The sequence below is a fragment of the Mycobacterium sp. 1165178.9 genome, from assembly GCF_001673555.1.
Classification (GTDB): domain Bacteria; phylum Actinomycetota; class Actinomycetes; order Mycobacteriales; family Mycobacteriaceae; genus Mycobacterium.
This window is the reverse complement of record NZ_LZMB01000545.1, coordinates 1-11,914: the sequence shown is the minus strand read 5'-3', so window position 1 is coordinate 11,914 and position 11,914 is coordinate 1. Positions and strand designations below refer to the sequence as shown.

Below are 11,914 nucleotides of genomic sequence, written 5' to 3'. Positions count from 1 at the left end.
ACGCGGTCGCCCCGATCGCGGCGACCCGGATGACCGAAGACATCCTGCCGAAGGAAGTTCTCGAGAAGCTGACGCCCGAGTACGTCGCTCCGGTGGTGGCCTACCTGTGCACCGAGGAAAACCCCAACAGCGCTTCGGTTTTCGTGGTCGGTGGCGGCAAGGTGCAGCGTGTCGCGCTGTTCCAGAACCAGGGCGTCAATTACGACAAGCCGCCGTCGGTGGAGGACATCGCCTCGCAGTGGGGCGAGATCACCGATCTGTCCGCGGCAAAGCAGGCCGACTTCAAGCTGGGGTAAGCCGAAGACTCAGGCCAGCAGCTCTGCGCGGAGCCGGTCCACCTGATTTCGGGTGACACCGGCTTCGCGCAGATACGCCTGCAGCGACCCGAACTCCTGATCGATGGTGTGGCGCGCGGCGTCCAGGTACTCCGCACGTACGCCGAGCACTCCATCGGCAAGCCTGGCCTTGGTGAAAGTGACCACCTCCGGGGTCAATTCGACGTCGGACCGTTTCTGGATCATCTCGTAGATGTGGTCGCGCAGTTGGGGTACCGCGGCGTTGCTGCGCAGGTAGTCGGCGACGATGGTGTCGCGATCGACGTCGAGCACCTCCAGCACTGTGGCGATCACGAAACCGGTGCGGTCCTTGCCCGCGAAGCAGTGCGTGAGCACCGAGCGCCCGGCGGCCAGCATCGAGAAGACTTGCCGCACAGCGCGTTGCGCCCCGTTTCGGGTCGGGAATTGCCGGTACTCGTCGATCATGTGCCGGATGGCGGCCTCGTTGACCTCTTCGTCGGACTGGCTCGCATCGCCCTCGAACAGGCGCCGAAACGCGGTTTCGTGCGGCGCATCGTCCTCGCTGGTCTGATCGTCGCCGAGATCGGGGAGGGGGAGCCGGTGAATCTCGATGCCGTTGGGAACCAGCCCCGGACCGCGCCGGGCGACTTCCTGGTTCGCGCGCAGATCGGCGACATCGGTGATGCCCAACTCGCGCAGCGTCGCGCGTCCGGCGTCGTCGAGCCGGCTCAGCTCACCGGACCGGAACAGTCGCCCGGGCCGGAGCGCGGGCGTGCCGTCGGCGACATCGCGAAAGTTCCACGCGCCCGAGAGCTCCCGCAACGCCTCAGTCATTCCCCGGTCACCGCCGCGGCGAACGCGGACTGCTCGCGGCCGATCTCGCCGCGCGCGATGGTGCGCATGTGCACCTCGTCGGGCCCGTCGAAGATCCGCATGGCGCGGTGCCAGCCGTACAGGCGGGCCAGCACCGTGTCGTCGCTGACGCCGGCGGCGCCGTGCACCTGGATCGCGCGGTCGATGACGTCGCACGCCACCTGAGGCGCTACCGCCTTAATCTGCGAGACCAGTAAGTGGGCGGCCTTGTTGCCGTGCTGGTCGATGGTCCACGCCGCCTTCTCGCAGAGCAGCCTTGCCTGGTCGATCTCGTTGCGGGACTTGGCTATTGCCTGCTGCACCAGACCCTGGTCGGCCAGGGGTCGGCCGAACGCGATGCGGTTGTTCGCACGGTGCACCATCAGGGCCAGCGCACGTTCGGCCCCGCCGAGAGCGCGCATGCAGTGATGGATGCGGCCTGGCCCCAGCCGGGCCTGGGCGATGGCGAAGCCGCCGCCCTCTTCGCCGAGCAGGTTCGTCACCGGCACTCGGACGTTGTCGTAGCTGATCTCGCAGTGCCCGTGCTGGTCCTGCCAGCCGAATACTGACGTGGAGCGCACCACCGTCACGCCGGGGGTGTCCATCGGCACCAGCACCATCGACTGCTGCTGGTGACTCGCGGCCTCCGGGTTGGTGCGGCCCATCACGATCAGGATCTTGCAGCGCGGGTCGGCCGCGCCCGAGGTCCACCACTTACGCCCGTTGATGACGTAGTCGGCGCCGTCGCGCACGATGGCCGTCTGGATGTTGCGCGCATCGCTGCTCGCGACCGCGGGCTCGGTCATTGAGAAGGCGCTGCGGATCTCGCCGGCCAGCAATGGCTCCAGCCACTGCTTGCGCTGCTCCTCGGTGGCGAACAGGTGCAGAGTCTCCATGTTCCCGGTGTCCGGCGCCGCGCAGTTGACCGCCTCGGGAGCCAGCTCCAGGCTCCAGCCCGTCAGCTCGGCCAGCGGCGCGTACTCGAGGTTGGTCAACCCCGATTCGGCCGGCAGGAACAGGTTCCACAGGCCGCGCTCCTTGGCTTTTGTTTTGAGTTCCTCGATGACGGGGGGAACGGTGTGATCATCTGCGCCGGCCTCGTGGCGGTAGTTGTCGTAGGCGGCCTCCGCCGGAAAGACAAACTCAGTCATGAAGTCGGACAACCGCTTGTGGTAGTCGGTGGCCTTGGCCGACATCGCGAAGTCCATGCCCGTCACGATAGGACACGTGTCGAGTGGGCGAGTTTCCGGTCACCGGCGCGACGCTGAATCGACGGTGAAGACACGCGGCGGAGGCTTCGTTTCCGGACAGCGCTGCGCGCACGATGGATGCCATGGACAGTTCGCCAGCCCGCCCCCCGTTCCCGCCGTTCACCCAAGAAACGGCGATTCGAAAAGTGCAGGCGGCCGAGGATGCGTGGAACACCCGCGATCCGCAACGCGTCAGCCTGGCCTACACGGTCGATTCGCAGTGGCGCAATCGCGGCGAACACGTCGTGGGCCGCGACGAGATCGTGGCGTTTCTGACCCGCAAGTGGCAGCGCGAGCTCGATTACTCGCTACGCAAGAGCCTCTGGGACTTTCACGACAACCGCATCGCGGTGCGGTTCCAATACGAGTGCCACGACCGGTCCGGTCAGTGGTACCGCAGCTACGGCAACGAGCTGTGGGAGTTCACCGATTCGGGATTGATGGCCCGCCGCGAAGCCAGCATCAACGACGTGCCGATCGACGAATCTCAGCGCCGCTACTTCGGGCCCCGGCCGGAATCCGAGCACGGTCACGACATCCCGCTCTGGTAGCCGGCCGGGCGCGTCGAAGAGGCGCAAGCGCAGCTGGGGGCAACAACGGCGCCTTGTGACCTCACAACGGTCCGGGCGCTACTGCATCGCTCCGCGGCGGCGAACCATCGACCGGAGGGTCGATCGCCGGCGGCCGGGTATCCGGCCTCGGGTGGCCCGGAGCCGATCACACGTCCAGGGTGAAACCTGGTTAAGGTAGCGAAGCGCGCGGCCGAGCCAGCGCCACGCCCATCGGCAGGGACAGTACGGAAAAGTACGGAAAGTAGATGTACGCGCCATGACAAATGCGCAGACGACGGTAGGAGTGGTCGCCGAATCCGGCGCCGACGAGCGGCGGGTCGCGCTGGTGCCGAAGGCGGTCGCATCGCTGGTGAGCAGCGGCGTCGCGGTGGTGGTCGAGTCCGGCGCCGGTGAACGGGCCCTGTTGCCCGACGCGCTCTACACCGAGGCCGGGGCCACCATCGGGGACGCGTGGGCCGCCGGCGTGGTGGTCAAGGTCGCGCCGCCGACTCAGGCCGAGGTCGCCAAGCTGCGCAGTGGCCAGACGCTCATCGGTTTCCTCGCGCCGCGCAACGCCGAGAACTCCATCGAGGCCCTGAAACAGGCCGGCGTGCAGGCGTTCGCACTCGAGGCCATCCCGCGGATCTCCCGGGCGCAGGCGATGGACGCGCTGTCGTCACAGGGCAACGTTGCCGGCTACAAAGCCGTGCTGCTGGCGGCCTCGGAGTCGACCCGGTTCTTCCCGATGCTGACGACCGCGGCCGGCACCGTGAAGCCCGCCACCGTGCTGGTGCTCGGCGTGGGCGTGGCCGGGCTGCAGGCGCTGGCGACGGCCAAGCGGCTCGGCGCGCGCACCACCGGTTACGACGTGCGACCCGAGGTGGCCGACCAGGTGCGCTCGGTGGGCGCGCAGTGGCTCGACATCGGAATCGACGCCTCCGGCGAGGGCGGCTACGCCCGTGAACTGACCGACGAGGAGCGCGCCCAGCAACAGAAGGCGCTGGAAAAGGCGATCAGCGGATTCGACGTCGTGATCACCACGGCGCTGGTTCCGGGACGCCCGGCTCCGCGTCTGGTCACCGCGGCGGCGGTGGAAGCGATGAAGCCGGGCAGCGTTGTCGTGGACCTGGCCGGAGAGACCGGGGGTAACTGCGAGCTCACAGAGCCCGGGCAGACGGTCGTCAAGCACGACGTCACCATCGCGTCGCCCCTGAACCTGCCGGCGACCATGCCCGAACATGCCAGCGAGCTCTACAGCAAGAACATCACCGCCCTGCTGGACCTGCTGCTCACCGACGGCAAGCTGGCCCCCGACTTCGACGACGAGGTCGTCGCGGAGTCATGTGTGACGCGCAGCGCTGACGACGATGCAGTGGGGGTGCCCCCAGCCGCGGAGCGGCGAGGGGGACGCAGCGATGCTGAGGAGCGGCGCCAAACCAGTGGAGGGGACTCCTAGATGTACGACGAGCTATTGGCCAACCTGGCGATCCTGGTGCTGTCCGGATTCGTCGGGTTCGCCGTCATTTCCAAGGTGCCCAACACGCTGCACACGCCGCTGATGTCGGGCACCAACGCGATCCACGGCATCGTGGTGCTGGGCGCCCTGGTGGTGTTCGGCTCGGTCGAGCATCCGTCGCTGGCGGTGCAGATCATCCTGTTCGTCGCGGTGGTCTTCGGCACGCTGAACGTCATCGGCGGGTTCATCGTCACCGACCGGATGCTCGGCATGTTCAAGGGCAAGAAGAAACCCCTGCCCGCAGCGAGTGAGGAGCCGGCGGCCAAATGAATTACTTGGTAATCGGCCTCTACATCATTTCTTTCGCCCTCTTCATCTACGGCCTGATGGGCCTGACCGGACCCAAGACGGCAGTGCGGGGCAACCTGATCGCCGCGGTGGGTATGGCGCTGGCCGTGGCGGCGACCCTGATCAAGATCCGCCACACCGACCAGTGGGTGCTGATCATCGCCGGTCTGGTGGTGGGCGTGGTGCTCGGCGTCCCCCCGGCCCGCTACACCAAGATGACGGCGATGCCGCAGCTGGTGGCGTTCTTCAACGGCGTCGGCGGTGGCACGGTCGCGTTGATCGCGCTCTCGGAATTCATTGAGACCAGCGGCTTTTCGGCCTTCCAGCACGGCGAGTCGCCGACCGTGCACATCGTGGTGGCCTCGCTGTTCGCCGCGATCATCGGGTCGATCTCGTTCTGGGGGTCGATCATCGCCTTCGGCAAGCTGCAGGAGATCATCTCCGGATCGCCGATCGGCTTCGGCAGGGCGCAGCAGCCGATCAACCTGCTGCTGCTGGCCGGGGCGGTGGCCGCGGCCGTCGTCATCGGCCTGCATGCCCATCCCGGCACCGGTGGCGCGCCGCTGTGGTGGATGATCGGGCTGCTCGCCGCCGCGGGTGTGCTGGGCCTGATGGTGGTGCTGCCCATCGGGGGCGCGGACATGCCCGTGGTCATCTCGCTGCTGAACGCCATGACGGGGCTCTCGGCCGCAGCCGCGGGCCTGGCGCTGAACAACACCGCGATGATCGTGGCCGGCATGATCGTCGGCGCTTCGGGTTCCATCCTGACCAACCTGATGGCCAAGGCCATGAACCGATCCATCCCGGCGATCGTCGCCGGCGGCTTCGGGGGTGGCGGCGTCGCCCCGAGCGGCGGCGACGGCGGTGACAAGACCGTCAAGGCCACCTCGGCCGCCGACGCCGCGATCCAGATGGCCTACGCCAACCAGGTGATCGTGGTGCCCGGCTACGGGCTGGCCGTCGCGCAGGCCCAGCACGCCGTCAAGGACATGGCGGCTCTGCTGGAAGGCAAGGGCGTGGAGGTGAAGTACGCGATTCACCCGGTTGCGGGCCGGATGCCGGGGCACATGAATGTGTTGCTGGCCGAGGCCGAAGTCGACTACGACGCCATGAAGGACATGGACGACATCAACGACGAATTCGCCCGCACCGACGTCGCCATCGTCATCGGCGCCAACGACGTCACCAACCCGGCAGCCCGCAACGACGCGTCCAGCCCGATCTACGGCATGCCAATCCTCAACGTGGACAAGGCCAAATCGGTGATTGTGCTCAAGCGGTCAATGAACTCCGGCTTCGCCGGCATCGACAACCCGCTGTTCTACGGCGAGGGCACCAGCATGCTGTTCGGCGACGCGAAGAAATCGGTGACCGAGGTCGCCGAGGAACTCAAGGCGCTGTAACGACGCAAGGCGCCGTTGCGCTGGAAATTTAGACGGGTGGGTACGCCGGCGGCGGGTATCCGTTTCCGTCGGTTACCCCGCGCAGACCCCAGGTGAAGTACCGCATGAAGAACTCGATCTCGTCGCTTCCGTCGTAATCCGGACTCGGATCCATCGGCCCCACCTCTCGACTCATCGCGTTCGATGAGGAGTCTAGTCGCATATGCGTGCACGTGACACCCGGCGTTTTGCATAAACTGTCCAACCAGTTGATTGATAGCTATTCTGGCCGCACCGGCCCTGGCCTGGCCATACCGACGATAGTGAGAACAGATGCCCACCGACAGCATCACCCCGAATGGGCTAACCCGGCGCGAAGAGCTGCTGGCGGTCGCCACCAAGCTGTTTGCTGCGCGCGGCTATCACGGCACCCGGATGGACGACGTGGCCGACGTGATCGGTCTGAACAAGGCGACCGTCTACCACTACTACGCCAGCAAGTCACTGATCCTGTTCGACATCTACCGCCAGGCCGCCGAGGGCACGCTGGCCGCCGTGCACGACGATCCGTCGTGGACGGCGCGCGAGGCCCTCTATCAGTACACGGTTCGGCTGCTCACCGGCATCGCCAGCGACCCGGAACGGGCCGCGGTCTACTTCCAGGAGCAGCCGTACATCACCGAATGGTTCACCAGTGAGCAGGTTGCCGAGGTCCGCGAGAAGGAAGCTCAGGTCTACCACCACGTGCACGGCCTGATCGATCGCGGGATCGCCAATGGCGAGTTCTACCCGTGCGACTCGCACGTGCTGGCGCTGGGCTACATCGGCATGACGCTGGGCAGCTACCGCTGGCTGCGGCCCAGCGGCCGGCGCTCGGCCAAGGAGATCGCCGCGGAGTTCAGCACCGCCCTGCTGCGCGGGCTGATCCGCGACGAAGCCATCCGCACGACGTCTCCGCTGGGGCCTTAAGCGCGCAGGTGCTTGTCGAGGAACGCGAGCTGGTCGGCTACGACGCGTTCGAACGCCTCGTCGATGTAGATCGCGAAATGCCCCTCCGGGTACAGCCTCACCTCGCCGCGGGGCGCCTTGCCCGCGTGCCGCAGCGTCGCCGCAGCGGGCGCCACTGAGTCGGCCTCGCACACACAGAACAGGATCGGGCAGGTGATCTTCGGCGTGGACCGGCCCGGGCGATAGCTGAAGACCTGCAACGCGATTCGGGCCGCGACCTCGTTGCGCAATTCGACCCCGTCGGGAACCAACCGCAGGTAGCCGGCATAGGCGTCGGGCGTGTTCATCAACGCGACCTCGCCGGGCTTGCCGGCCGTCGCGACCATCACCGGTGGCCTGCCCAGCCGGCTTGCGAGCACGTCGCGGACCGCCCGCGCGGTGATGCGCGCGGTGATCCACGGGTTGACGATGGTGCGTGCCGACGCGAGGCCGTCGGTGAAGGGGCATTGGGCGACGGCCGCGGCGATGCCCGGCTGCCGCGCCGCGGTGGCGATCACGTGACCACCCGCAAAAGAGGTGCCCCACAACCCGACTCGATCGGGGTCGATTCCCTGGATGGTGCGGGCATAGGCGACGGCCGCGGCCCAGTCGCCGAGCTGCATGTCGACGTCGAGGACCTGACGAGGCATGCCCTCGCTGTCGCCGAAGTTGCGATAGTCGAATACCAGGCAGGCATAGCCGGCGGCGCTGAAGCGTTCGGCGTACGCGTCGAGTCGCATGCTTCGCACCGCGCCCAGACCGTGCGCCATCACCAGCAGCGGCGTGGGTCCGCTGCCCGCGGGCCGGTACAGCCAGGCGCTGATCAGGTCGTCGCCGGACGGGAACCGAATGTCTTCGCGCTGTGTCATCAGCGATTGATTCTGCCCCCGGCGATCGCGATCTGTCGGGCAGGTATGCGCTTGGGAATTAATGGACTAGTGTCTAGAAAAGTTTTGAGCGCTCAACGGACGGAGACTCTCATGGCGATCCGCGTCGCGCACGTCGGCACCGGAAATGTCGGAGGGCTGGCCCTCGCCGAACTCATCACCAACCCGCAGTTCGAGCTGACCGGGGTGTGCGTCTCGACGCCCGAGAAGGTGGGTCGGGACGCCGGCGAGTTGTGCGGCGTCGGTTTGGACGCCGGCGTCGTCACGGGCGTGGCGGCCGTCGATGACCTGGACGCGATCATCGCCGCCAAGCCCGACTGCGTCGTCTACTGCGCGATGGGCGACACCCGGCTGCCCGAGGCGATGGCCGACGTCATGCGCATCCTGGCCGCCGGCATCAACGTCGTCGGGTCGTCACCCGGGCTGCTGCAATATCCGTGGGACGTCATGCCCGACAAATACATCGCCCGCGTGGAAGACGCTGCCAAGCAAGGCAATTCGAGCATCTTCATCAGCGGTGTGGACCCTGGATTCGCCAACGACCTGATCCCGTTCGCCCTCGCCGGCACCTGTCAGCGCATCGAGCAGGTGCGCTGCATGGAGATTCATGATTACGCGTCGTACAACGGGACCGAGGTCATGGACTACATGGGATTCGCCAAGCCGATGGACGAGGTCCCGATGCTGCTGCAACCGGGCATCCTCAGCATCGCGTGGGGAACCGCGATCCGGCAACTGGCGGCGGGCCTCGGCATCGAGGTCGACGAGATCACCGAGTCCTACCAGCGCGAGCCCGCGCCCGAGGATTTCGACATCGCGGTCGGCCACGTGGCCAAGGGCACGGTTGCCGTGCTGCAGTTCGAGATTCGCGGCATGGTCGAGGGCCACCCGGCCATCGTCATCGAGCACGTCACCCGGTTGCGGCCCGACCTGCGCCCCGACCTGCCCCAGCCCGCCTCCGGCGACGGCTCGTACCGGGTCGAGATCACCGGCGAGCCGTCGTATGCGGTCGACATCATCCCGAGCAGCCGCAAGGGCGATCACAACCACGCGGCGATCGCGGGCGCCGCCGGCCGCGTCGTCAACGCCATCCCCGCGGTGATCGCGGCGCCGCCGGGCATCCGGACCACACTCGATTTGCCGCTGGTAACCGGCAAAGGCCTTTACGCACCAAGCACTTTGGTGACCACCTAAAACGAAAGGAGACCCGCGTGGGTCGGGTAGACGGCAAGGTAGCGCTGATCAGTGGGGGCGCTGGCGGTATGGGAGCCGAAGATGCGCGCCTGCTGGTCGAGGAGGGCGCCAAGGTCGTCATCGGCGACATCCTGGACGACCAGGGCAAGGCGCTGGCCGACGAGATCGGCGACTCCGCACGCTATGTGCACCTCGACGTCACCCAGCCCGACCAGTGGGACGCGGCGGTCGCCACCGCGCTCGGCGAATTCGGCAAGCTCAACGTTCTGGTCAACAACGCCGGTACCGTAGCGCTCGGTCCGTTGAAGAGTTTCGATCTGGCCAAGTGGCAGAAGGTGATTGACGTCAACCTGACCGGCACGTTCCTGGGCATGCGGGTTGCGGTCGAGCCGATGATCGCGGCCGGCGGTGGCTCGATCATCAACGTGTCATCCATCGAGGGCCTGCGCGGCGCGCCCATGGTGCACCCCTACGTCGCCTCGAAGTGGGGCGTGCGCGGGCTGGCGAAGTCGGCGGCTTTGGAGCTGGCGCCGCACAACATTCGGGTGAACTCGGTGCATCCGGGGTTCATCCGCACCCCGATGACCGCCCACCTGCCCGAGGACATGGTGACCATTCCGCTCGGGCGTCCCGGCGAGGTCCGGGAAGTCGCAACGTTCGTGCTTTTCCTGGCCAGCGACGAATCGTCCTACTCCACGGGCAGCGAGTACGTGATGGACGGCGGCCTGGTTACCGACGTGAATCATAAGGAGTTCTAGCGTCGCCATCGCTGCTGCACTGGACCCGAGTTGCGGGGAATGGCGCAACAGCGCCTCTTGTTAAATAAATGACTGGTCATCTATGATTTGACAGGCGACCTTTCGTTTACCCACAAGGAGGTCGAACGGCATGGCATCGAACGAGAATCTGAGTCAACGCAGATTTGCCCTCAACGACGGCAGCGGTGAGATTCCGGCGCTCGGATTTGGGACCTCCCTGTCCGATAACACCAAGACGCGCGATGCTGTCAAGACCGCGGTCCAAGTGGGTTTCCGCCACCTCGATGCCGCGGAGCGTTACCGCAACGAAGCCGAGGTCGGTGCGGCGCTCAAGGAGTTGTTCGCCTCCGGAACGGTGCGCCGCGAAGAGCTGTTTGTGACAACTAAGCTGTGGAACAACAACCATCGACCGGAACGCGTGAAGCCCGCGCTGCGGGCGAGCCTGGGCAGACTCGGACTAGACGCGGTCGACCTATATCTGGTGCACACCCCGTTCGCGTTCCGGCCCGGTGATGACCAAGATCCCCGTGACATCCACGGAGCCGTCGTCTACGACGACGGGGTCACGTTGGAGGAGACCTGGGCCGCCATGGAAGCCCTTGTGGAAGATGGGCTTACGCGAGCGATAGGCCTGTCCGACATCGAGGTCGAAGGCGTTCGAAAGATCGCCCAGACCGCGCGCATCAAGCCGGCGGTCGTCCAGGTCGAGTCGCACCCGTATCACCCGCAGTGGGAACTGCACGGTTTGCGCGAGACGGACGGAATCATTCTGCAGGCGTTCGCCTCGCTGGGGCACGCGCTGGAACCGCGGCTGCTCGATGACCCTCTCGTCGTGTCGGTCGCCCGACGCGTTGAAAAGACCCCTGCGCAAGTGCTTTTGGCCTGGGGTATCCAGCGCGGCACCGCAGTCCTCACGGGCTCCGTCACACCGGCACGCATCCGCGAGAACTTCGATGTGACCGCGCTTCCCGAGGACGCGATCCAAGAGATCAACGAGCGTCTTGAGACTCGGTACCGGTTCAATTCCGTTGTAGACGCGGGACAACCGGGATTCGCCGAGGTTCCCAAGGGTAGTTGAGGGTCGCGTCGTGAAGGCCATGGCGGGTGTTGGCGTGCCGTCACACCTGCCGACGGTGGTGTCCGGTACTGACGGCATCGTTCGCTGTCGCTGGGCCACCGAGACGGGCCGTGACCTGACCGCATATCACGACGAGTGGGGCAGACCCACTCGCGACGAAACCGAGCTGTTCGAGGCGCTGGTGCTGATGTACTTCGAGAACGGCCTGTCGTGGGGAACCGTCTTCGACAAGCGAGACAACCTGCGCGCCGCCTTTCACGGGTTCGACCCGGCGGCGGTGGCAGCGATGACCGACGAGGACGTCGAGCGATTGATGGTCGACAGGTCGATCATTCGCAATCGGCGAAAGATCGAGGCCACGCTGCACAACGCCCGGCTGCTGGGCGATGCCTCGTTAGCGCAGCTGGCGTGGAGACATCAACCGCGCCAACATCATCGACTCCGTAGCTGGACCGATGGCCGGATGACCAGCCCGGAGTCGCATCAGCTTGCGAAATGCCTGCGGCGGGCGGGCTTTCGGCACGTGGGACCCGTCGTGGCGCATTCGTTCATGCAGACCGTGGGGATCGAAAATGGTCATTTCGAAGGATGTTTCCGCGCGGTGTCGCCGTCGCCGGGCTGAACCCGCGCAACACGCGGCCGGTGTGATCGGTGCGCGCCGGCGGGTGCTATAACCGCGAACATGCTGCGCAGCCTGGCGAGCCTGGTCGGATCGAATCACGTCGTTACCGACCCCGACGTGCTCGCGGCGCGCAGCGTCGACCACACCGGCCGCTACCGGGGCGAGGCGAGCGCGCTGGTGCGCCCGGCGGCCACCAAGGCCTCGAGGTCGGCGAACCCGCAGATCGCCGTCACCCGGTGCGACGGGCTGGCGT

12 protein-coding genes and 3 pseudogenes are annotated in these 11,914 nt (G+C 66.5%); 11 read left to right on the top strand and 4 right to left on the bottom strand.

Features of this window, described 5'->3' with window-relative positions; genetic code table 11:
* Window positions 1–296: pseudogene (locus A5652_RS23240) on the top strand (serine/threonine protein kinase); the annotation flags it as partial.
* A gap of 9 nt (window positions 297–305) precedes the next feature.
* On the opposite strand, the gene A5652_RS23235 reads toward A5652_RS23240, so the two are convergent.
* Window positions 306–1,130: a tyrosine-protein phosphatase gene (locus tag A5652_RS23235; protein WP_067357421.1), complete on the bottom strand. Its 825-nt coding sequence runs from the start codon at window positions 1,128–1,130 to the stop codon at window positions 306–308.
* Window positions 1,127–2,344: an acyl-CoA dehydrogenase family protein gene (locus A5652_RS23230; RefSeq protein WP_067357428.1), complete on the bottom strand. Its 1,218-nt coding sequence runs from the start codon at window positions 2,342–2,344 to the stop codon at window positions 1,127–1,129. The genes A5652_RS23235 and A5652_RS23230 overlap by 4 nt, the downstream gene beginning before the upstream one ends.
* A 137-nt stretch (window positions 2,345–2,481) precedes the next feature.
* Here A5652_RS23230 and A5652_RS23225 point away from each other — a divergent pair, with 137 nt between their 5' ends.
* From A5652_RS23225 to A5652_RS23210, 4 genes and pseudogenes are all read left to right on the top strand, one after another.
* Window positions 2,482–2,949 (top strand): nuclear transport factor 2 family protein, encoded by a 468-nt coding sequence (locus A5652_RS23225; protein WP_156745503.1) that lies wholly within the window; start codon window positions 2,482–2,484, stop codon window positions 2,947–2,949.
* A gap of 277 nt (window positions 2,950–3,226) precedes the next feature.
* A pseudogene (locus A5652_RS23220) lies at window positions 3,227–4,327 on the top strand (Re/Si-specific NAD(P)(+) transhydrogenase subunit alpha); the annotation flags it as partial.
* A gap of 78 nt (window positions 4,328–4,405) precedes the next feature.
* Window positions 4,406–4,735: an NAD(P) transhydrogenase subunit alpha gene (locus tag A5652_RS23215; RefSeq protein ID WP_007769289.1), complete on the top strand. Its 330-nt coding sequence runs from the start codon at window positions 4,406–4,408 to the stop codon at window positions 4,733–4,735.
* On the top strand, window positions 4,732–6,156 hold the full coding sequence (locus A5652_RS23210) for an NAD(P)(+) transhydrogenase (Re/Si-specific) subunit beta (RefSeq protein ID WP_067357414.1): 1,425 nt from the start codon (window positions 4,732–4,734) through the stop codon (window positions 6,154–6,156). Before A5652_RS23215 ends, A5652_RS23210 begins: the two co-directional genes overlap by 4 nt.
* A 28-nt stretch (window positions 6,157–6,184) precedes the next feature.
* Here A5652_RS23210 and A5652_RS27875 read toward each other — a convergent pair whose 3' ends face one another.
* Complete coding sequence (locus A5652_RS27875) at window positions 6,185–6,310, bottom strand: hypothetical protein (protein WP_156745502.1); 126 nt, start codon at window positions 6,308–6,310, stop codon at window positions 6,185–6,187.
* Between the two features lie 158 nt (window positions 6,311–6,468).
* Between A5652_RS27875 and A5652_RS23205 the strand changes: the two genes are divergently transcribed.
* Window positions 6,469–7,104 (top strand): TetR/AcrR family transcriptional regulator, encoded by a 636-nt coding sequence (locus tag A5652_RS23205; protein WP_064950964.1) that lies wholly within the window; start codon window positions 6,469–6,471, stop codon window positions 7,102–7,104.
* On the opposite strand, the gene A5652_RS23200 is transcribed toward A5652_RS23205, so the two are convergent.
* A complete protein-coding gene (locus tag A5652_RS23200) occupies window positions 7,101–7,991 on the bottom strand; it encodes an alpha/beta hydrolase (protein ID WP_067357411.1) in 891 nt (296 codons plus the stop codon). The genes A5652_RS23205 and A5652_RS23200 overlap by 4 nt on opposite strands.
* A 111-nt stretch (window positions 7,992–8,102) precedes the next feature.
* Between A5652_RS23200 and A5652_RS23195 the strand changes: the two genes are divergently transcribed.
* The 5 genes and pseudogenes from A5652_RS23195 to A5652_RS23175 all read left to right on the top strand — a co-directional run.
* Window positions 8,103–9,203 (top strand): diacylglycerol kinase, encoded by a 1,101-nt coding sequence (locus A5652_RS23195; protein WP_067357407.1) that lies wholly within the window; start codon window positions 8,103–8,105, stop codon window positions 9,201–9,203.
* A 17-nt stretch (window positions 9,204–9,220) separates the two neighbouring features.
* Window positions 9,221–9,961 carry a glucose 1-dehydrogenase gene (locus A5652_RS23190; RefSeq protein ID WP_067357404.1) on the top strand — a complete coding sequence of 247 codons (741 nt, stop codon included), beginning with the start codon at window positions 9,221–9,223 and terminating at the stop codon, window positions 9,959–9,961.
* A gap of 130 nt (window positions 9,962–10,091) precedes the next feature.
* Entirely contained in the window at window positions 10,092–11,039 is a 948-nt protein-coding gene (locus A5652_RS23185) for an aldo/keto reductase (protein ID WP_067357400.1), read from the top strand.
* A 19-nt stretch (window positions 11,040–11,058) separates the two neighbouring features.
* Window positions 11,059–11,661: a DNA-3-methyladenine glycosylase I gene (locus A5652_RS23180; RefSeq protein WP_067357424.1), complete on the top strand. Its 603-nt coding sequence runs from the start codon at window positions 11,059–11,061 to the stop codon at window positions 11,659–11,661.
* Between the two features lie 60 nt (window positions 11,662–11,721).
* Window positions 11,722–11,914, top strand: a pseudogene (locus tag A5652_RS23175) (hypothetical protein); the annotation flags it as partial.

Excerpts from the sequence above, each read along its gene's own strand:
- A5652_RS23235 (WP_067357421.1), bottom strand. The coding sequence starts at position 1,130 with ATGACTGAGGCGTTGCGGGAGCTCTCGGGCGCGTGGAACTTTCGCGAT.
- A5652_RS23230 (WP_067357428.1), bottom strand. The coding sequence starts at position 2,344 with ATGTCGGCCAAGGCCACCGACTACCACAAGCGGTTGTCCGACTTCATG.
- A5652_RS23225 (WP_156745503.1), top strand. The coding sequence starts at position 2,482 with ATGGACAGTTCGCCAGCCCGCCCCCCGTTCCCGCCGTTCACCCAAGAA.
- A5652_RS23215 (WP_007769289.1), top strand. The coding sequence starts at position 4,406 with ATGTACGACGAGCTATTGGCCAACCTGGCGATCCTGGTGCTGTCCGGA.
- A5652_RS23210 (WP_067357414.1), top strand. The coding sequence starts at position 4,732 with ATGAATTACTTGGTAATCGGCCTCTACATCATTTCTTTCGCCCTCTTC.
- A5652_RS27875 (WP_156745502.1), bottom strand. The coding sequence starts at position 6,310 with ATGGATCCGAGTCCGGATTACGACGGAAGCGACGAGATCGAGTTCTTC.
- A5652_RS23205 (WP_064950964.1), top strand. The coding sequence starts at position 6,469 with ATGCCCACCGACAGCATCACCCCGAATGGGCTAACCCGGCGCGAAGAG.
- A5652_RS23200 (WP_067357411.1), bottom strand. The coding sequence starts at position 7,991 with ATGACACAGCGCGAAGACATTCGGTTCCCGTCCGGCGACGACCTGATC.
- A5652_RS23195 (WP_067357407.1), top strand. The coding sequence starts at position 8,103 with ATGGCGATCCGCGTCGCGCACGTCGGCACCGGAAATGTCGGAGGGCTG.
- A5652_RS23185 (WP_067357400.1), top strand. The coding sequence starts at position 10,092 with ATGGCATCGAACGAGAATCTGAGTCAACGCAGATTTGCCCTCAACGAC.
- A5652_RS23180 (WP_067357424.1), top strand. The coding sequence starts at position 11,059 with ATGGCGGGTGTTGGCGTGCCGTCACACCTGCCGACGGTGGTGTCCGGT.